Genomic DNA, 19,695 nt, shown 5'->3' with positions numbered 1-19,695 from the left:
GCCGAGCCTGGTGTGGGTACTTCATTGTTCCCGACAACGCCGGCGGACGCCGACCGGGCGCTGGTTAAGATCAGCGGATGACTGCCCCCTCCGCGACCGCCACCGTGCAGATCAACGCCACCCCGGACGAGGTGTACGGCCTGCTCACCGACCTGTCGACGCTGGCCGCGCTGGCCGAGGAAACGGTCGAGATGGAGTTGCGCAAGGGCGACGGGATCAGCAAGGGCGCGGTGTTCGTCGGGCACAACGAGAACAGCGGCAAGCGCTGGGCCACCAAGTGCACCGTCACCGACGCCGAGCCCGGACACCTGTTCGCCTTCGACGTGCGGCACACGGTCATTCCCATCGCCCGCTGGCAGTACGAGCTGGTCCCGACCGGCGGCGGGTGCCGTGTGACGGAAAGTACCTGGGACCGGCGGCCGGGCTGGTTCCGCAAGATCGCCGGCCTCGCCACCGGGGTATCCGACCGGGCCGCGGAGAACACCAAAAACATCGAGTTGACGCTGCAGCGGCTCAAGCAGCGGGCCGAAAAAAGGTAGTACCGCGGGTATCGCATACTGTGCTCTCGTGGCTAGACTGATCCGGGAAAAGCCGAGGCGAGGGGGCCTTGATGAGCACAGTCGACGACAGGGCAGTGGGTCCGCACTCGACGGATTCGACCGCCGCCGACCACGAACGACTGGTCCTCGAAGCACGCAACGTCGAGTTCGACTGGACGGAGCTGCCGTTTCACTACGTGCCCAATGAGCCGATGGCCACCCATGTGCTCAATGTCCTGCACCTGCTGCTGCCGGCCGGGGAAGAGTTCTTCGTCGAGGTCTTCAAGAAGACCTTGCCGCTGATCCGCGACGACCAACTGCGGCTGGACATCCAGGGATTCATCGGCCAGGAGGCCATGCACTCCCAGGCGCACTCCGGCGTGCTCGCCCATTTCGACGCCCAGGGCATCGACCTCACACCGTTCACCAACCAGATCCGCTGGCTGTTCCAGCGGCTGCTCGGCGAACGGTCCTACCGGAGCGAACGGCGGCGGCATTCCTGGCTGCTCGAGCAGGTGGCGATGATCGCCGCGGTGGAGCACTACACCGCCGTCCTGGGCGAGTGGGTGCTCGATTCGCCTGCACTCGACGCCGCCGGCGCCGATCCGGTGATGTTGGACATGCTGCGCTGGCACGGTGCCGAGGAAGTCGAGCACAAAGCCGTGGCTTTCGACACCATGAAGCACCTGCGGTCCGGGTACTGGCGGCAGGTACGCGCCCAGCTGGTGGTCGCGCCGGTGTTGCTGCTGTTGTGGATCCGCGGCGTGCGGTTCATGTTCTCAGTCGACCCGTGCGTGCCACCGGGCACCCGGGCGCGCTGGCGGGACTACCTGAAGGCCGCGCGTCGCGGACTGGTGCCGGGACCGCTACCGCTGATCCGGGCGGTCGGCTCGTACTACCGTCCGGGCTTCCATCCGTCGGAACTGGGCGGGCTGGAGCGTGCCGTCGAATATCTTGCGGTGTCGCCGGCGGCCCGCGCCTCGCACTGACCGATGAGCATTGTCGCCGCGTCCGACGGGGTCCCCCTGGCGGTTCACCGGTACAGCGAATTCGACCCGGGACGCCCGTCCGTGCTGGCCGTGCACGGTTATCCCGACAACCACCGGATCTGGGACGGCGTGGCCGAAAAGCTGGTGCCGCGGTACAACGTCGCTGCCTACGATGTGCGTGGTGCCGGCGAATCAGGTTGTCCGGCAAGCAGATCCGGGTACGCGCTGGAACAGTTGGTGACCGACCTGGACTCGGTGATCGACAGCCTCGGTGTCGGGCAGGTGCACCTGCTCGCGCACGACTGGGGATCGGTTCAGGGTTGGGCCGCGGTCAGCGACCGGCGTCTGGCACGCAAGATCGCCTCGTTCACCTCGATATCGGGGCCGCACCTACCGGCTGCCGGCCGGTTTCTCAGATCGGTGCGCACACCGCGGTCCGCCGCCGAGGTTGCCGGGCAGGTGATGTCCTCGGGGTACCTGGGACTGCTGCTGTGCCCGCGGGTACCGGAGTTGGCGTTCCGTTCCGGGCTCGGCGTGAAAGTCGTTGAGGCTGCGGAGCGTATCGGCCAGACGAGCACCCTGAGCCGGCGCGTCCGCCCGCCGCGTGCGATCGGCGACTACGTCAACGGGCTGAGTCTCTACCGGGAGAACCTGCCCGGACCGCTGGTGTCGCCGGGCGACGGACTGCCGGAAATCGAGGTCGCCGTCCAGGTGCTGGTACCGGGAAAGGACGTTTTCATCAAGCCGCCCCTGCAGCGGTACATCGGTGCGATTCCGCAGGGCGGCAGGGTGATTCCGATTCAAGGCGGCCACTGGGTGGTCACCTCGCGGCCCGATGTCGTGGCCCGACTGACGGGCGAGTGGATCGACCAGGCGGTGGAGGGTGACTCGCCGCGCGGCGCCTCAGTGGTCCGCGGCGGCCCGCGGGAGGTGCGCGGCAAACTGGCATTGGTCACCGGGGCGGGCGCGGGCCTCGGCCGGGCCGCTGCGGTGGAGTTGGCGCGCCACGGTGCCCGCGCGGTGGTGATCGTCGATCCAGACCTGGCCGCTGCCAATGAGACTGCAGACGCCGTCCGCGCGGCGTGTGCTGCGGTTGCGGTACACCGGGTCGACAGCACCGACGACGACGCGATCAACGACCTCGCCGCACGAGTGCGCGACGAGCACGGGGTGATCGACATCCTGGTGAATAACGCCGAAATCGGCAGGGCGGGCTGGTGGGGAACCAGCCGGGCGTTCGGTGCCCAGATGGTTGAACGCGGCGAGGGCGGCACGATCATCAATGTCGCCGCGGACGCGGCATACCTGCCCTCGACATCCATCAGCCCCAGCACCACCACGGCTGCGGTGCTGAACGACAGCAAATCCCTGCGCGCCGAATTCGCTGAGGAGGGCATCACCGTCACAGTCGTCCGCCTGGGCACCGCCAGCGCCGACATTGCCAAGAGCGCCAAGGCAATTGTCAAGGCCGTCCGGACCGGTGCGCCGGTGGTGCCCGTCGCCGCCGAGTCCAGACTCGGTCACGCGATGCGCCGCATCAGCGTCAGAACGCAGAAATAGGACTATGACAATGCCGGGGAGTATTTGGACGAGCAGACCCGCCGACCTGTACGGTCGCCGGGACCGGGACCGCTTCCTGACGGTGTTGTGGGGACTGCGCACCGTGATGGGCGGGTTGTCGGCGACCTCGCGGTGGACGCCGTCGCGGGTGTTGCCGGTGCGCCGGACGCACCGTGCGACGGTGACTGGACGCGAACTCGTGGCGCCGGACGTGGTGGCCCTGACGCTGGCTGACCCGGACGGGGGACTGTTGCCGTCCTGGACGCCGGGTGGACATGTCGACGTTCAGCTGCCCTCGGGGCGGCGTCGGCAATATTCGCTGTGCGGTCCGCCCGGGCGGCGTACGGACTACCGCATCGCGGTGCGCCGCATCGAGGACGGTGGCGGCGGTTCGATCGAGATGCACGACGCCTTCGATGTCGGTGACACGCTGGTGTTCGAAGGACCTCGCAACGCGTTCTATCTCGGTGCGTCCGAGCGCGATGTGCTGTTCGTGATCGGCGGCATCGGCGTCACGCCTATCCTGCCGATGATGCGGGTCGCGCAGCAACGCGGAATCGATTGGCGCGCAATCTATACCGGCCGTAGTCGGGAATACATGCCGTTGCTGGACGAGGTGGTGGCGGTGGCGCCGGAACGCGTGACGGTGTGGGCCGACGACGAGCGCGGCGGTTTCGCGCCGGTCGACGATCTGCTGGCCGGTGCCGGTCGGAGAACCGCGGTGTACGTCTGCGGACCGGCCGCCATGCTCGAGGCGGTCCGGGTGGCCCGCAACGAATATGCCGATGCACCACTGCATTACGAGCGGTTCAGTCCGCCGCCGATCGTCGACGGTGCTCCGTTCGAGCTCGAACTCGCCCGATCCGGGGACGTACTGAACATTCCGGCGAACCGTTCGGCGCTCGATGTCCTGCTCGACCACGATCCCACCACTGCCTATTCCTGTCAGCAGGGCTTCTGCGGCACCTGCAAAGTCAAAGTGCTTGCCGGAAAGGTAGATCGGCGCGGCCGCACCGCGGAAGGTGACGGCGAGATGCTCGTATGCGTGTCGCGGTCGCGGGGAGACCGGGTCGTCGTCGACGTCTAGAAGACCGACGTCTGCTCGAGGGTGTCGGCGAACTGCGTCAGATCGGCGGCGAACAGTGCGGGCTGTTCGAACGCTGCGAAGTGACCACCCCGGTCTTGGACCGCATAGTGCACCAGGTTGTAACGGGCAGCCGCCCAGGCCCGCGGTGTCTGCAGCAGTTCGCCGGGGTAGACGGCGTATCCGGTGGGCACGTCGACCCGGCCGGTCCACTCGTCCAGCGCGCCGGTGCCGGCCCGTCGCGATTCGCAGTAGAGGCGCGCCGCCGACGTCGCAGTGCCGGTCAGCCAGTACATCATCAGGTTGTCGATCAGCCGGTCGGTGCTGATCGGCATGCCGGCTGTGATGTCACACCACGCGTGGAACTTCTCGAGTATCCAACCCGCCAGGCCCACCGGTGAATCGTCCAACCCGAACCCCAGCGAATGTGGCCGCGTGGACTGCAATTCCAGGTAGGCGGTGCCATCCGTGGTGCGCTCCATACTGGCCGCAATCGCGGCGAGTTCGGATTCGGAGATGTCGGCCAACAGTTTCGGATCGTTCTGATCCGGCGGTGCGAACAACATGTTGGTGTGGATCGCTGCGACATGCGGCGGGTAGTGCTCACCGAGATAGCGGGTGACCAGCGCGCCCCAGTCCCCACCCTGGGCGACATAGCGTTCGTACCCGAGTTGGGCCATCACCTCGGCAACGGCGGCGGCGACGCGGGCGACGTCGACTCCCCGTTGCCGCGTCGGCCCGGAGAACCCGTACCCGGGCATCGACACGACAACGACGTGAAAACGCCGCCGCAGCAACGGTAGAGCGTCCAGAAACTCGACGATCGATCCCGGCCAGCCGTGCGTCACCACCAGCGGGATCGCATGCGGGTGTTCGGACTTCGCGTGCAGGAAGTGCACGCGCTGACCGGCCGCCTCGGTGATGAACGATCCCACCGCGTTGATCTCGGCTTCGGTGCGCCGCCAGTCGTAACGGTGCAGCCAATGCTCGATCACGTCCCTGAGGAATACCTGGTCGGTGCCGTAATCCCAATGAGCATCGGCGATTTCGGCCGGCCAGCGGGTGCGGGCCAGCCGGTGGCGCAGGTCGTCCAATTCGGAGTCGGGCACGTCGATGACATACGGCTGTATCGGGTTGCTTGTTCGGGGCGTAATCAGGGACGCGATCGCTGACGGGCTGGCGCTGGGCACAGACGTTTCGGCGCTGGTTTCGGGCGGTGCCGAGCGGTACAAGCGGTAGCCGACGTGTGGGACGGTCACGCCGGGCAGCAGCATCATCCCGTAGGTGCGGCCGTCGAGCTGGAAACCCTTCTTCTCGTAGAAGTCGCGGGCCAACCGGTTCTGGTCAGCACACCACAGAATCACGTCGTTGTCCGGGAAGGTCTGCGTCAGCTTGTCCAACACAAGTCCACCGACACCGTGCCGTTGGTGCTGTTCGGCGACATAGAGCGCGTCGAGCTGAATGTGCTCGGGACTGCTCAGGTCCGGGCCGAACAGCGCCATGCCGATCAGTTGGCCCCGCAGCTCCACGACCCACATCCGCCAGCCGCCACGCCGCAGAGTCACCGGATAGGTGATGTCCACCCAGATCTTGGGCGTGCTGAGCATGTCCAGTACGTGCGTCGCCACGATCCCGCGCCAGGACTGCCGCCACACCGGGTATTGCATGGCAGCGACCCTGGCGAATTCTTTCGGCCTTGCTTCGCGGATCCGGATGTCGCTGGATCTCACGCGCGCACCTCCGCCGTCGGATTTGGACATCGATTCCTCAGCTTAGAGATGCGCTACGGGTGCCCGATCCCGTCGCCTCGGCCCCGGGTGTAGACATCGGGTATCCCGTCGTGGTCGGCGTCCAGCTCTTCCTCCGCGCACAGTGTCCGATAGTGGCGGTTGCGCAACCTCAGCACTACCCCCGCGACGGTAGCTGCGATCAACGACCCGCTCAGGACACCGATCTTGACGAGTTCGTCGCGCTTGGAGCCGGCGCCGTAGGCGAGTTCTCCCATCAGTAACGACACCGTGAATCCGATCCCGGCCAGCAGCGCGAGGCCGAATACGTCGACCCACCGCAGCCCGGCATCGAGGGTGGCCCGGGTAGCTGCTGCTACCAGGCGAGCGGTGCCGAAGACGCCGAAGGTCTTGCCGATCACCAGCCCGGCGACGATGCCGATGGTGAGCGGGTCGGCGAGCGCGTCGAGAAATCCGTCGACCCCGCCGACCGTCACACCCGCGGCGAAGAACGCGAAGACAGGCACCGCGAAACCCGCAGACAACGGACGCAAGCGGTGCTCGAAATGTTCGGCCAGCCCCGGCCCGGCTTCGGGCCCGCCGGCATCGGTGCTGCGAACCACCGGGACGGTCAGACCCAGGAGGACGCCGGCGACGGTGGCGTGTACGCCGGATTCGTGGACGAGCGCCCAGGTCGCCAGCGCGAGTGGGATAAGCACCCACCAGGCACGCACCCGCCGCTGCACGCAGACGGCGAACAGCGCCAACGGCACCGCAGCGGTGACCAGGGCCCAGAAGCGGATCTGGTCGGTGTAGAAGACCGCGATCACGGTGATCGCCAACAAATCGTCCACGACGGCCAAGGTCAGCAGGAAGCTGCGCAGAGCCGACGGCAGGTGCGTTCCGATAACCGCCAGCACCGCGACAGCGAAAGCGATGTCGGTGGCTATCGGGATGGCCCACCCCCTCGTCACACCTGCGCCGACGTGGGCGGTGACGGCGACGAAAACCACAGCGGGCAAAACCATTCCGCCCACCGCCGCCACGATGGGCAACGCGGCACGCGCAGGGTCGCGCAGGTCTCCGGCAACGAATTCGCGCTTGAGCTCCAACCCCACGACAAAGAAGAAGATCGCGAGCAGTCCCTGGGACGCCCAGGTTCCGAGCGTCGCATTCAGATCAAGGCCGAGAACATCGGCGCCCAGTCGGTGATTCTTGAGCGAATCGTAGGCCGACGCCCAGGGGCTGTTGGCCAAGACCAACGCAATGGCGGACGCGACCAGCAGCAGCGCGCCACCCACCGTTTCCTTGCGGAGGATCGCTGAGATCCGCGATGCCTCGGACCAGGACCCGCGGGTGAGCAACAAGGTGGCACGCTTGAATGCACTTTCGGACACGGTGACCTCGATCCTTCGGCTGCGGCACGCGAACACGTTCACACCGCCGACCAGACTTCCCGGCACACCGCTTAGTGCTTTGCGGCAAATACTACGACAGGAAGCCCCGCCGCAAGGATGCGCCTACGGAGCCCTACCGACCGGTCAGAGCCCCGACAGGCGAACAGTAGGCTGCAGACCATGCGGGTAGGCGTACTGGGAGCTCGAGGCAAAGTCGGCGCGACGATGGTGCGGGCGGTCGAGGCGGCACCGGATCTGACCCTCTCGGCAGCGGTCGATGCGGAGGACGCGCTGAGCCTGTTGACCGACGGCAACACCGAGGTCGTCATTGACTTCACCCATCCCGACGTCGTGATGGGGAACCTGGAGTTCCTGATCGACAACGGAATTCACGCTGTCGTGGGTACCACCGGCTTCACTGCGGAGCGCATCGACCAGGTCGAGTCCTGGCTGGCCGCCAAGCCCGGGACCGCTGTGCTGATCGCGCCCAACTTTGCCATCGGGGCCGTGCTGTCCATGCACTTCGCCCAGCAGGCCGCACCGTTCTTCGATTCGGTCGAGGTCATCGAACTTCATCACCCGCACAAAGCCGACGCCCCGTCGGGCACGGCGACCCGCACCGCCAAGCTGATTGCCGCGGCCCGAAAAGATATGCCGCCCAACCCCGATGCCACCAGCACCAGCCTGCCCGGAGCGCGTGGCGCAGACGTCGACGGCGTGCCGGTTCATGCGGTGCGGCTGGCCGGGCTGGTCGCCCACCAGGAGGTGCTGTTCGGCACCGAGGGAGAGACGCTGACCATCCGCCACGACAGCCTCGATCGCACCTCCTTCGTGCCGGGTGTGCTGTTGGCGGTACGACGCATTCAGGAGACCCCCGGCCTGACCATAGGCATAGAGTCGCTGCTCAACCTGCAATGACGGACTCCGCCCGCACGGTACGAATTCAGCTGCTCATCACCTTCCTGTGCGTGGCGATGCTGGCGTACTTCGTCATGCTCGGCCGCGTCGCCGTGGTGATGATCCAGTCGGGTCGGCCGGCCGCCGTGGGTCTGGGACTCGCGGTGCTGGTACTGCCGTTCCTCGGGTTGTGGGCGATGGTCGCGACGCTCCGGGCCGGGTTTGCGCACCAGAAGCTGGCCCGCCAAATAGCCTACGAGGGAATGGAACTCGACGTCAGCACGTTGCCGCGACGAGCGTCCGGACGGATCCGGCGCGATGCCGCCGACGCACTGTTCGCCACCGTGCGCTCCGAGGTGGAAGACGACCCCGATGATTGGCGCCGCTGGTATCGCCTGGCGCGGGCGTACGACTACGCGGGCGACAGGCGTAGAGCTCGCGAGGCGATGAAGACCGCCGTGCAGCTGGAGGCGCGAGGATGAGCAAGAAGCTGTTGATCGTCCATCACACTCCGTCCCCGCACTGCCAGGAAATGCTCGAAGCAGTCGTCGCCGGCGCGACCGACCCCGAGATCGAGGGCGTCGAGGTCATCCGGCGCCCGGCGTTGACGGCGTCCCCGGTCGAGATGCTCGAAGCCGACGGCTACCTGTTGGGCACCCCGGCCAACCTCGGTTACATCTCGGGGGCTCTCAAGCACGCCTTCGACCAGAGCTATTACCAGCTCCTCGACTCCACCCGTGGCCGCCCTTTCGGGGTCTACCTGCACGGCAACGAAGGCACGGAGGGCGCCGAACGCGCCATCGAAGGCATCGCCGCCGGCCTGGGCTGGATGAAAGCCGCCGACCATGTGCTGGTATCGGGCAAGCCGACCAAGGCCGACCTCGAAGCGTGCTGGAACCTTGGGGCCACGGTCGCAGCAACACTCATGGAATAGCCTGCGCTGCAACAGAATCAAGCACAGCGTAGCTGTGAGGCTGAGAGTCGGCGTCGACACCGGAGGATGCCTCGGGCATGATGGCGGAATCCGCGATCGTCGACATTCAGGACCACCGAGAGCGAGGTCCGGGCATGCCCACCACTGCCCCCGTCATCGAAATCCCGCGCAGCCACAACCCATTCCCGCGAACGGGGGTGTCGGTGGATGCGCGCGGCGTCCCGCACTACGACGACCTCCCGGCCACCCTGTTGGACATGCTCGCCGAGCAGGTCGACGCCCACCCGGACAGCGAAGCCGTGATCGAACTCGGTTCGCAACGGTTGACCTATCGCCAGCTGTGGGACCGTGCGGCACGGGTAGCCGGCGGGCTGCGAGCGGGCGGTCTGAAACCAGGCGAGCGCGTCGCGGTGCGTTATCCCGCGGGGGTGAAGTGGGTGCTGGCGTTCTGGGGCACGGTGATGGCCGGAGGCGTTGCGGTGGCCGTCAATACGCGCTCTGCCCAGCCGGAGGTCGACTTCGTGTTGTCCGATGCCGGAGCCCATGTCGACCTTGCCGGGGACGCACCGTTGCCTGACGGCTCGCCCTATGTGACCGAACACCTCACCAGCACAGATGTCGCCGCGTTGTTCTACACCTCGGGCACCACCGGTCATCCCAAAGGGGTACCGACCACGCACGAGGCATTTATGACCAACACCGAGAATGCGGTCCGATGCCTGCAACAGCCCAGAGACATCGGTGCGGATCTGCGCACCTTGATTTCGGTGCCGCTGTTTCACGTAACAGGTTGCAACTCACAGCTTCTGGCCGCGACTCGGCTGGGTGGGGCGGCGGTGATCATGGCCGCTCTCAATCTCGAACAGCTGATGGACACCCTGACTGCCGAGCGGATATCGGTCCTGGTCACCGTCCCTGCCATCTACTCGCTGTTGTTGCGGTACAAAAGCTTTGGCGCAACGGATGTGTCCGGTGTGCGCTGGGCCGGTTACGGCGGCGCACCGATCGCGCCCGCGTTGGTGCAGGCGGTCAAGTCGGCGTTTCCAAAAGCCAGGGTGTTCAACGGATACGGCATGACCGAGAGTGCGTCGCTGATGACCGTCCTGCCCCACGAGGAGGCGATCGAGCACGCGGACTCGGTCGGTTATGCGGTTCCCTCGGTGGATCTGGGCCTGATCCCACTCGAGGACAAGCCGGGTGGTCTCGTCGGCGAGTTGGTGACGAGAGGCGCCAACATCACCGCCGGATACTGGAACCGCCCGGAGGCCACCGCCGCCACCGTCGTGGACGGCTGGCTGCACACCGGCGACGTGGTCCGAGTTGACGACGCCGGCCGCGTGCACATCGTCGACCGGCTCAAGGACATCGTCAATCGCGGTGGGGAGAACATCTCCAGCGTCGAGGTCGAGGCGGCGTTACTGGGAGCGCCCGGTGTCCTGGACGCCTGTGTGCTCGCGGTGCCCGACGAGGTCATGGGCGAGAAGGTCGGTGCCGTGCTGTGCGGAGAACAGGTGGATGTGGCCGCGGTCCTCGACCACTGCCGCAACTCGCTGGCCGACTTCAAAATACCGCAGTACGTCTGCGTCGTAACGACGCCGCTGCCCCGCAATGCAGGTGGCAAACTGCTCAAAGGTCGACTCCGCGAGCAGGTTCAGTGGGGACCGGCGTTGCGCTGACTCGCATGAAAAGACGGCGGGATGATACCCGTCACCAGGTAATTACGGCAACCGTTGTGTTCATTAGAATTTGCCATGAGTTAGGGCCGCAGTCCGGCGACGAGACTGTCGCTGACGGAAGATTGTTGCTGACGTAGATGCCTGGGGGAGTGTCGACGGCCGCGGCCTCGACCGGGATGGGACCTGCCTAGTGGATTTTGGAGCGCTGCCGCCGGAGGTCAACTCCGCCCGCATGTACTCCGGCGCGGGCGTTTCGCCCTTGCTCGCGGCCGCTGGCGCGTGGAACGGCATCGCTTCGGAGTTGAACGCGGCAGCATCCTCCTTCGATGCGGTCATCACCCGGTTGATCACCGACGAGTGGACGGGTACTGCGTCGCTGCTGATGGCGGCCGCAGTGCAGCCCCACGTGGCGTGGCTGTCCTACACCTCGGAATGCGCGGCCTTCGCCGCGACGCAGGCGATGGCCTCCGCGGCGGCCTTCGAGCAGGCATATGCCATGACGGTGCCACCCGCCGAGGTGGCCGCAAACCGCGCGCTGCTTGCCCGACTGGTAGCGACCGACACCTTCGGGCACAACGTGGCGGCCATTGCCGCCACCGAGGCTCGCTACTGCGAAATGTGGGCCCAGGACGCTTCGGCGATGTACAGCTACGCCGCTAGCTCGGCCGCGGCGGCCAAACTGAATCCCCTCACCGACCCGGCGCCCGTCGCCGATGCGGCCGGGGCCGCTAACCAGGCCGCCGCCGTTGCGCAGTCCGCCGCGGTGGGGCAGGCCGCCGCCACCGGTCCGGCGGAGCTCCGTGGCCTGATCGCCAGCGGTCCGGAGGCGGTCACCGGTCTCGCGGCCCCCGGCGCGGCAGAGGCTTCGAACTGGATGGAGCTGCTGGTCGCATTCGATCGCGCCGACCTCTGGTGGGTCGAATCGCTCAACCATCAGCGAGCGACCTACTGGGACTACGGTGTCGGCTGGCCGATGGGCGGCGACGAGGAGGAAGAGATCGAAACCATTGCCGGCGCGGCCGATTCGGGTATCCGGCCCGCGCCGTTGACGCGCTCCATGAACGCGGGCGCGCCGCCGGTGGCTCACCTGGGCAAAGCCCTGCTCGTCGGCGAATTGTCGGTGCCGGCGAACTGGCCGGTCGCCGCGCCGGTGACCACCGAGCGCCCGGCCGTGGAAGCCACCGGCTGGACGGTTGGCGACAAGGATGAAGAGCCGTCGGTAGCTCCCGGCATGGTGGCAGTCGCGCACGGATCCGGCCGCGGGTCAGTGCCGCGGTACGGCGTCAAGCCGATCGTGATGCCCACCCAGGGTGTCTTCTGAGCGGTCCGTAGGCTTGGCCCATGCGGCCACCACCGCGCGATGACCACACGACGCTGCTCATCGCCAACCGCGGCGAAATCGCCCTGCGCATCGTGCGCACCGCAATCGAATTAGGTATCCGGACGGTGGCAATTTATGCCGCCGACGACGCCGACAGTCCACACGTGCACGCCGCCGACGAAGCAATCGCTTTGCCCGGCAACGGGGTATCCGCCTACCTGGACGGGGAGTCGATCCTCGCCGCGGCAGCACGCTGTGGTGCGCGACTGATTCATCCCGGTTACGGATTCCTCAGCGAGAGCGCAGATTTCGCCCGCGCCTGCGCGTCCGCGGGGCGCACGTTCGTCGGGCCCGCCCCCGAGGTGCTGGACCTGGTCGGCAACAAGTCATCGGCACGCGCCGCCGCAACCGATGCCGGCGTGCCGGTGCTTCCGGCTACCGACGGGCCGAGCAGCATCCAGGACGTCCGCGAATTCTTCGCGGCCCAGGACGGCGACATCATGATCAAGGCGCTGGCCGGAGGCGGTGGCCGCGGCATGCGCAAGGTACACAGCGTCGATGAGATCGACGCTGCCTTTCGGCAATGCGCCGCGGAGGCGCAGCTGGGCTTCGCCGATTCGAGCTTGTTCGCCGAGGCGGTGCTGCCCACCGCACGGCACATCGAAGTGCAGATCGTTGCCGCGCCGATGGGTCACCAGACGCGTGCGCTGGCCCTGGGTGACCGGGATTGCAGCATCCAGCGGCGCTTTCAGAAGCTCATCGAAATCGCTCCTGCACAACAGCTCTCCGACCAGTTGCGGCGCAGTCTGCACGAGGCAGCGGTCCGGTTGTGCGCGCGGGCGCGGCTACGTGGTGTGGCCACCGTCGAATTCCTGCTCAGCGGTGATGAATTCGTGTTCCTCGAAGTCAACCCACGGATCCAGGTGGAGCACACCGTCACCGAGGAGGTGACCGGGGTCGATCTGGTCGCAGTGCAGTTGGCCATCGCCGGCGGCGCGTCGTTCTACGAGCTGGGTCTGCCGGCCGGAATCGGCTCGGATGGCATCGAAGTGATCGGCGAGCCTGCGGCGCGGACAGGTATCGCAATTCAAACCCGGGTCAACGCAGAGACTTTCGGGGCCGACGGTTCCGTCCTCCCGGCTACCGGAACCCTGAGCGTATTCTCGCCGCCGAGCGGACCAGGGGTGCGGGTGGATACCTACGGCCGCGCGGGCCTGGTGTTGAGCCCCAGCTATGACTCGCTGCTCGCCAAGGTCGTCACCCATGTACGGAGCTCGTCGTTTTCCGCCGCGGTCCGTAAGGCGCGCACTGCGTTGGCGGAGTTCAGCATCGAAGGCGTCGGCACGAACATCGAGTTACTACGAGAACTCATGTCCGACAGCCAGTTTCAATCCGGTACGGCATCGACGAGCCTGCTCGACGACAAGCTCCCCGAGCTGACGGCCGCCGTGAAGCCACACCAGCAGCACCAGCACACCCATGTCGAGCTCTACCCGGGTGAAGAAGTGTTGCGTGCCCAACTGGCCGGCACGGTGATCGAGGTGGTTCCCGAGGGAGCGGACGTGGCAGCAGGCGGTCAGGTGGTGGTGCTCGAAGCGATGAAGATGCAGCACGTGCTGGTGGCGCCGCAGTCGCTGCGGACGGTTCGCAGCCTGGTTGCGCCGGGTCAGGTCGTCGGCACCGGCGACCCGCTCGTGGTCTTCGCCGGCGCCGGAGCTGGTGCGGACAAGGGATCCAGCTCAGCCGCAGTCGATCTCGACCGCCCCCGGGCTGATCTCGACGAGGTGCGGCGGCGGCATGCGATGACTCTGGACGAGGCCCGCCACGCGGCAGTGGCCAAACGGCACAAGCAGGGCCGGCGGACCGCCCGCGAGAACATCGCCGACCTGGTCGATCCCGGCAGTTTCATCGAGTACGGTGCGCTGGCGATCGCCGCTCAGCGCAGCAGGCGTACCGAGGAGGACTTGATCGCCAACACTCCGGCGGACGGCCTGGTGGCAGGCCTGGCAACCATCGGCGCAGATACCTTCGGGCGCGAGGCCGCTGAGGTGGTGGTGGTGTCCTACGACTACACCGTGCTCGCCGGGACGCAAGGCATGCGCAATCACGCCAAAACCGACCGTGTATTCGACCTGGCAGTCCGGAAACTGTTGCCGGTGGGGCTGTTCGCCGAAGGCGGCGGCGGCAGGCCCGGAGACACCGACGTAGGCGGGCACGCCGGGCTGGATGTGCCGACGTTCCGGGTGCTTGCAGAGATGTCCGGGCGCGTCCCGCTGGTGTCGATCGTGTCCGGGCGTTGCTTCGCCGGCAACGCCGCGCTGGCCGGGGTGTGTGACGTCATCATCGCTACGCCGGATGCCAACATCGGCATGGGCGGGCCGGCGATGATCGAGGGCGGCGGGCTCGGGGTCTACCCCCCGGAGGCGATCGGACCTATCGAGGTGCAGCGGCGCAACGGCGTGGTCAGTCTGGTGGCCCGCGACGAGTCGCATGCCGTGTCGCTGGCCAAGCGTTATCTGTCGTACTTCCAGGGTGACGTCCGCGACTGGGAGGCGCCCGATCCTCGGCTTGCCCGGCAAGTGGTGCCGCAGAACCGACTACGTGCCTACGACGTGCACCGGGCGATCGATTCGATCGCGGACGTCGGGTCGGTGCTGGAACTGCGGCCGGAGTACGGCGTCGGCATCGTCACCGCACTGGTGCGTGTTGAGGGCGTGGCATACGGGCTGATCGCCAACAGCAGCCACCACCTCGGCGGTGCCATCGACGCCGAAGCCGCCGATAAGGCCGGCGATTTTCTGTCGAGGTGCGACGCGTTCGGATTGCCGATCGTTTCGCTGTGCGACACACCGGGATTCATGGTGGGCCCGGAAGCAGAGAAGGAAGCTGCCGTACGCCGTTTCGGCCGCATGTTCATTGTCGGCGCGCAGTTGACGGTGCCCTTCGGCATGGTCATCCTGCGCAAGGGTTACGGACTGGGTGCGATGGCCATGGCCGGCGGATCGTTCCACGCGCCGCAGTTCACGATCGCGTGGCCGACCGGGGAGATCGGCGGCATGGGGCTGGAAGGTGCTGTGCGACTTGGTTTCAGCAAGGAACTCGCCGCCGCCGCTGACGACTCAGAGCGGCAGGCACTCTTCGACAAACTCGTCGCAGCCGCGTACGAACACGGCAAGGCGTTGCGTGCGGGCACCACGTTCGAACTGGACGACGTCGTCGATCCCGCGGCGACCCGGGCCTGGATCACCAGGCTCCCGGGCCACCGAGGGTGAGGATGTGTCTAGCCGTGTCCAGAGCCGCAGCCGACACCGGGCAGACAGCCTTCGCCGCCGGGAATCCCGTTCGGACCGAAGAACTGGCCACCCTCGCCGCAGCCGACGCCCGGAATGCAGCCCTGACCGCCAGGACCGCCACCAGGTCCGCCGTTGACGCCGCCGGAGCCGCAGTTGCCGTTCGGGTCGCAACCGCCGCCGCCGGGGTCAAGCGGGATGAAGTGGGTGATGCCGGTGCTGGGAGCGCCCGGCCCCGACGCGACAACGTCGGCGGAGGCCAGTGGCGCCGCAGCGATCGCTGTAGCGACGGCCCCGGCCACCACCAGTGGTTTCAGTGAAATGAATTTCGATAACATGCGTTTCGCATACCACGCGTGCGCAAATTCAAACCTCGCAGATCGCAACCCTACTTCCAAGCGACAGAAGGCGTTCCCACCATGACTTCAACAGACCTGACCGGCCGCACCGCTATCGTCACCGGCGCCTCCCGCGGCATCGGGTTGGCGATCGCGCAACAGCTCGCCGAGGCCGGCGCGAACGTCGTCCTCACCGCGCGTAAGCAGGAAGCGGCCGAGGCGGCGGCAGCGGAGGTCGCCGGTACTGCGCTGGGCGTCGGCGCGCACGCCGTGGACGAGGACGCCGCGCGCCGGTGCGTCGATCTCACGCTCGAGCGTTTCGGCCGGGTGGACATCCTGATCAACAACGCCGGTACCAACCCGGCCTACGGACCGCTGATCGACCAGGACCACGCTCGGTTCAGCAAGATCTTCGACGTCAACCTGTGGGCGCCGTTGTTGTGGACGTCGCTCGTCGTCAAATCGGGGATGGGTGAGCACGGCGGTGCAATCGTGAACACCGCTTCGATCGGCGGCATGCATCAGTCGCCGGCCATGGGCATGTACAACGCCACCAAAGCCGCACTGATCCACGTGACCAAGCAACTGGCACTTGAACTTTCGCCGCGGGTACGGGTCAACGCGATCTGTCCGGGCGTGGTGCGCACCAAGCTCGCCGAGGCACTGTGGAAGGACCACGAAGATCCGCTGGCCAGTTCCATCGCACTGGGCAGGATCGGTGAACCAGACGACGTCGCGGCTGCGGTGGCGTTCCTGGTGTCCGATGCCGCCAGCTGGATCACCGGCGAGACCATGGTGATCGACGGTGGTCTGCTGCTAGGCGCAGCGCAGGGATTTCAGGCCAGATGATCAGCGAGGACCTGGCCCAACGGGTGCAGGAGTTACTCGACCGGCACCCTCCCGCCAGCACCGAAACGCGGGAATTCCTCGGCGCTCAATACGACGCCGGACTGGCGTGGGTGCACCTGCCGGTGGGCTTCGGCGGGCTCGGCCTGCCCCGGGCCGCACAGGAGAAGGTCGACCTGGAACTGGCCGCGGCCGGCGCACCGGTGGGCGGCACCCCGAAGAATTACATCGGCATGGGGATGGCGGCGCCGACCATCGCGGCGTTCGGTACCGACGAGCAGAAACGAAAGTTTCTGCGCCCGTTGTTCACCGGTGAGCAGATCTACTGCCAGTTGTTCAGTGAACCGGGAGCGGGATCAGACCTGGCCGCCGCGGCCACCCGCGCGGTACGCGACGGCGATGAATGGATTGTCAACGGACAGAAGGTGTGGACGTCGCAGGCCCAGCATGCGCACATGGCCATCCTGGTCGCCCGCACCGACCCCACCGTTCCCAAACACCTTGGCCTGACATACTTTCTGTGCGATGTGACGCAACCGGGGGTGGAGATCCGGCCGCTGCGGCAGATCACCGGCGAGGCGGAGTTCAATGAAGTGTTCCTCACCGACGCCCGGGTGCCCGACGCCAACCGGCTGGGTCCGGTAGGGGGCGGATGGCGGGTTGCCACAACCACACTGAACAACGAACGCGTCGCAATCGGCACGCGGGCCGGGGTGCCGCGCGAAGGCGGTCATATCGGCAAGGTCACCGGGGCCTGGCGGGACCGGCCCGGGCTACGCAACCCCGCAATGCACGACGAACTGATGCGGTTATGGGTGGCCGCGGAAGTCTTCCGGCTCAGCGGCGAACGGCTGCGCCAGCAAGCGGTCGCCGGGCAACCCGGGCCCGAAGGCGCCGGCATGAAGGTGATGTTCGCCGAACTGGCCCAAGCGATTTCGGGTTTCGAAGTCGAGTTGCACGGTGAGCACGGGCTGCGCTACGACGATTGGACGCTGCGCCGCCCGGAAGTGGTCGACCTGACCGGCCGCGGCCCCGGATATCGCTACCTGCGGGCTCGCGGCAACTCGATCGAAGGCGGAACGTCGGAAATCCTGCGCAACACCGTCTCCGAGCGGGTACTGGGTCTGCCCGGGGAACACCGCGTCGACAAGGACGTCGCCTGGAAGGACATCCCCCGATGACAGACCTGCTGTATTCCGACACCGAGGAGGCACTGCGCGAGAACGTTCGGCAGTTGTTCGCCGAGCGGTGCCCGCCGGAAACCGTCACCAAGTCCTATGATTTTCCGCCGCAAGACTTTTCACCGGTATGGCACACGCTGGCCGCGGAGCTTGGGGTGGCGGGCCTGCTGGTACCGGAATCGCTCGGTGGGGCGGGTGCCGGCGCACGCGAGGCCGCGGTGGTGATGGAGGAGATCGGCCGGGCCGTCGCTCCGGTGCCGTTCCTGTCCAGCGCGGTAGTCGCGACGGTGGCGCTGTTGACGGCCGGAGACACCGAGACGGTGTCCGCGCTGGCCTGCGGCGAGGTCACTGCTGCACTGGTGGTGCCGCTGACCACCGCGCCGTGGGATGCGGTCACGGGGTTGCCGGGCGCCGACGGGCTGAGCGGCGTGGTCAACACTGTCGCCGGCGCTGCTGAAGCCGACGTGCTTGTGGTGCCGGTCGCCGGGGTCGATGGCGTTGAGCTGCATACTGTTTCGCGGGATGCGACCGGCGTCGACGTGTCGCCGGTGCTGGCCCTCGACATGACCAGACCCCTTGCCGACGTGCGATTTTCCGGTGCCGCGTCCAGGCGGGTCGGCGCGGGGGCGGATGCGATCACCGCGGCGTTACAGCTGGGGGTGGCGTTGCTGGCCGCCGAGCAGCTCGGGCTGATGCAGTGGTGTTTCGACACCACACTGCGATATGTGAAGGAACGCAAGCAGTTCGGTCGTGCGATCGGGTCGTATCAGGCGATCAAGCACCGGTTGGCCGATCTGTGGTTCGAGGTGAGCTCGGCGACGTCGGCAGCCCGCTACGCTGCCGACACGAACGCCCGCGGTGATCAGGATTCGGCGGTCGCGGCGTCCGTCGCGCAGGCCTTCTGCAGCGGCGCGGCCGTGCATGCCGCCGAGGAGTGCGTGCAGTTGCACGGGGGCATCGGGATGACCTGGGAGTATCCCGCGCACCTGTACCTCAAGCGTGCCAAGAGCGACCAGTTGGCGTTCGGCACCGAGTACCGGCACCGGTCGCGCCTGGCCGAACTGGTCGACCTGCCGGTCAGCTGACTGCTAACTGAGCGCCGATTCGAAGGTCTCCCTCAACGCCGCCCAGTGCCGATCGGCGGCGGCGACGTCATAGGGGCCATTGTCGGGTACCGCGAACCCGTGGCCGGCCCGGTACCACTCGATGGTGTGCCGCACGCCCGCGGCCGTCAGTGCCTTGCCGAGCTGTTCGGCCTGATCGGCGGTGAACGACGGGTCCTTCTCGGCGCCGCCCACATACACCACCGCGTTCATCCGGTCGGCCAGCAGGTGCGGGCTGTATTCGTTGTCCGTCACCAGACCGCCGCCGTGGAACGATGCTGCCGCAGCCACCCGCTCCGGCAGCCGTCCGGCCAGCAGCACCGAGATGCGGCCACCCATGCAGTAGCCGCAGACGCCGAAGCGATCCCCGGTGACCTCGGGACGGCTCGCCAGATAGTCGAAGTAGGCGCCGGCATCCCGGGTGATCCGGTCCGGCGTCAAGGTGCCGATCATGAACATGATGCGGGCGCGTTCCTCGGCGTCGCCGAAGGCGCTCGTCATGTCGAACGGGGCCCAGTCACCCTCGCGGTAGTACACGTCGGGAAGCAGCACGGCGTAACCGAATCCGGCCAGCTTGGCCGCCATCTCGTCGAAGGTGTCGCGCACACCGCCAGCGTCGGGGAACATGATCACGCCGGGCCAGGGGCCCGTGCCGTCGGGCGTGAAGAAGCGCACCGGACAGGTGCCGTCGGGAGTGGTGACGCTATCAGTGATTTTCGGCATGGCTCCCGTTCTACTCCAGACGCTTCCACGTATCCAATGGCGTCGACCCGCGGCGCCCGGCTTCGCCGCGCTTGCGATCGCCGCGTCATC

The 19,695-nt window shown here is 67.1% G+C and carries 17 protein-coding genes; 13 read left to right on the top strand and 4 right to left on the bottom strand.

The genetic code is table 11. The annotated features are described in order from the left end of the window. Positions 1 to 77: 77 nt before the first annotated feature. The 4 genes from AC5Y3Z_RS00085 (at position 78) to AC5Y3Z_RS00070 (ending at position 4,175) form a co-directional block, all read left to right on the top strand. Positions 78 to 539 carry an SRPBCC family protein gene (locus tag AC5Y3Z_RS00085; RefSeq protein ID WP_473139930.1) on the top strand — a complete coding sequence of 154 codons (462 nt, stop codon included), beginning with the start codon at positions 78 to 80 and terminating at the stop codon, positions 537 to 539. 71 nt (positions 540 to 610) lie between these two features. Continuing rightward, positions 611 to 1,528: a metal-dependent hydrolase gene (locus AC5Y3Z_RS00080; protein WP_463826950.1), complete on the top strand. Its 918-nt coding sequence runs from the start codon at positions 611 to 613 to the stop codon at positions 1,526 to 1,528. A 3-nt stretch (positions 1,529 to 1,531) separates the two neighbouring features. After that, a complete protein-coding gene (locus AC5Y3Z_RS00075) occupies positions 1,532 to 3,088 on the top strand; it encodes an SDR family NAD(P)-dependent oxidoreductase (RefSeq protein ID WP_473139929.1) in 1,557 nt (518 codons plus the stop codon). A gap of 4 nt (positions 3,089 to 3,092) precedes the next feature. Continuing rightward, positions 3,093 to 4,175: a PDR/VanB family oxidoreductase gene (locus tag AC5Y3Z_RS00070; RefSeq protein WP_473139928.1), complete on the top strand. Its 1,083-nt coding sequence runs from the start codon at positions 3,093 to 3,095 to the stop codon at positions 4,173 to 4,175. On the opposite strand, the gene AC5Y3Z_RS00065 is transcribed toward AC5Y3Z_RS00070, so the two are convergent. Then, positions 4,172 to 5,902, bottom strand: a complete 1,731-nt coding sequence (locus AC5Y3Z_RS00065) for an alpha/beta fold hydrolase (RefSeq protein ID WP_473139927.1) — start codon at positions 5,900 to 5,902, stop codon at positions 4,172 to 4,174. The genes AC5Y3Z_RS00070 and AC5Y3Z_RS00065 overlap by 4 nt on opposite strands. 53 nt (positions 5,903 to 5,955) lie before the next feature. After that, positions 5,956 to 7,296, bottom strand: a complete 1,341-nt coding sequence (gene nhaA, locus AC5Y3Z_RS00060; RefSeq protein WP_473139926.1) for a Na+/H+ antiporter NhaA — start codon at positions 7,294 to 7,296, stop codon at positions 5,956 to 5,958. 180 nt (positions 7,297 to 7,476) lie between these two features. On the opposite strand from nhaA, the gene dapB reads away from it, so the two are divergent. The 6 genes from dapB to AC5Y3Z_RS00030 all read left to right on the top strand — a co-directional run bounded on the left by dapB (position 7,477) and on the right by AC5Y3Z_RS00030 (position 15,396). Next, positions 7,477 to 8,214 (top strand): 4-hydroxy-tetrahydrodipicolinate reductase, encoded by a 738-nt coding sequence (dapB, locus tag AC5Y3Z_RS00055; RefSeq protein ID WP_463826945.1) that lies wholly within the window; start codon positions 7,477 to 7,479, stop codon positions 8,212 to 8,214. Next, the gene (locus AC5Y3Z_RS00050) at positions 8,211 to 8,675 is read left to right on the top strand and encodes a tetratricopeptide repeat protein (protein WP_473139925.1); all 465 of its coding nucleotides are present in this window, start codon (positions 8,211 to 8,213) and stop codon (positions 8,673 to 8,675) included. The genes dapB and AC5Y3Z_RS00050 overlap by 4 nt, the downstream gene beginning before the upstream one ends. Then, a complete protein-coding gene (locus AC5Y3Z_RS00045) occupies positions 8,672 to 9,127 on the top strand; it encodes a flavodoxin family protein (protein ID WP_473139924.1) in 456 nt (151 codons plus the stop codon). The genes AC5Y3Z_RS00050 and AC5Y3Z_RS00045 overlap by 4 nt, the downstream gene beginning before the upstream one ends. A 134-nt stretch (positions 9,128 to 9,261) precedes the next feature. Continuing rightward, a complete protein-coding gene (locus AC5Y3Z_RS00040) occupies positions 9,262 to 10,803 on the top strand; it encodes a class I adenylate-forming enzyme family protein (protein WP_473139996.1) in 1,542 nt (513 codons plus the stop codon). 190 nt (positions 10,804 to 10,993) lie between these two features. Beyond that, positions 10,994 to 12,124, top strand: a complete 1,131-nt coding sequence (locus tag AC5Y3Z_RS00035; RefSeq protein WP_473139923.1) for a PPE family protein — start codon at positions 10,994 to 10,996, stop codon at positions 12,122 to 12,124. Positions 12,125 to 12,144: 20 nt separating this feature from the next. Continuing rightward, the gene (locus tag AC5Y3Z_RS00030) at positions 12,145 to 15,396 is read left to right on the top strand and encodes an acetyl-CoA carboxylase family protein (RefSeq protein WP_473139922.1); all 3,252 of its coding nucleotides are present in this window, start codon (positions 12,145 to 12,147) and stop codon (positions 15,394 to 15,396) included. An 8-nt stretch (positions 15,397 to 15,404) separates the two neighbouring features. Here AC5Y3Z_RS00030 and AC5Y3Z_RS00025 read toward each other — a convergent pair whose 3' ends face one another. After that, on the bottom strand, positions 15,405 to 15,731 hold the full coding sequence (locus AC5Y3Z_RS00025; RefSeq protein ID WP_463827171.1) for a PE-PGRS family protein: 327 nt from the start codon (positions 15,729 to 15,731) through the stop codon (positions 15,405 to 15,407). Positions 15,732 to 15,833: 102 nt separating this feature from the next. Here AC5Y3Z_RS00025 and AC5Y3Z_RS00020 point away from each other — a divergent pair, with 102 nt between their 5' ends. Genes AC5Y3Z_RS00020 through AC5Y3Z_RS00010 form a run of 3 tightly spaced genes read left to right on the top strand, consistent with a single transcriptional unit; the run spans position 15,834 to position 18,864 of the window. Then, positions 15,834 to 16,601 carry an SDR family oxidoreductase gene (locus AC5Y3Z_RS00020; protein WP_473139921.1) on the top strand — a complete coding sequence of 256 codons (768 nt, stop codon included), beginning with the start codon at positions 15,834 to 15,836 and terminating at the stop codon, positions 16,599 to 16,601. Beyond that, entirely contained in the window at positions 16,598 to 17,779 is a 1,182-nt protein-coding gene (locus AC5Y3Z_RS00015; RefSeq protein WP_473139920.1) for an acyl-CoA dehydrogenase family protein, read from the top strand. The genes AC5Y3Z_RS00020 and AC5Y3Z_RS00015 overlap by 4 nt, the downstream gene beginning before the upstream one ends. Next, positions 17,776 to 18,864 (top strand): acyl-CoA dehydrogenase family protein, encoded by a 1,089-nt coding sequence (locus AC5Y3Z_RS00010; RefSeq protein ID WP_473139919.1) that lies wholly within the window; start codon positions 17,776 to 17,778, stop codon positions 18,862 to 18,864. The genes AC5Y3Z_RS00015 and AC5Y3Z_RS00010 overlap by 4 nt, the downstream gene beginning before the upstream one ends. Before the next feature lie 3 nt (positions 18,865 to 18,867). On the opposite strand, the gene AC5Y3Z_RS00005 is transcribed toward AC5Y3Z_RS00010, so the two are convergent. After that, complete coding sequence (locus AC5Y3Z_RS00005; RefSeq protein ID WP_473139918.1) at positions 18,868 to 19,605, bottom strand: dienelactone hydrolase family protein; 738 nt, start codon at positions 19,603 to 19,605, stop codon at positions 18,868 to 18,870. Positions 19,606 to 19,695 lie beyond the last annotated feature (90 nt).

The organism is Mycobacterium sp. NGS61 (genome assembly GCF_059812325.1).
The sequence above is the reverse complement of the archived record's forward strand: the minus strand, read 5'-3'. Positions and strand labels throughout refer to the sequence as shown.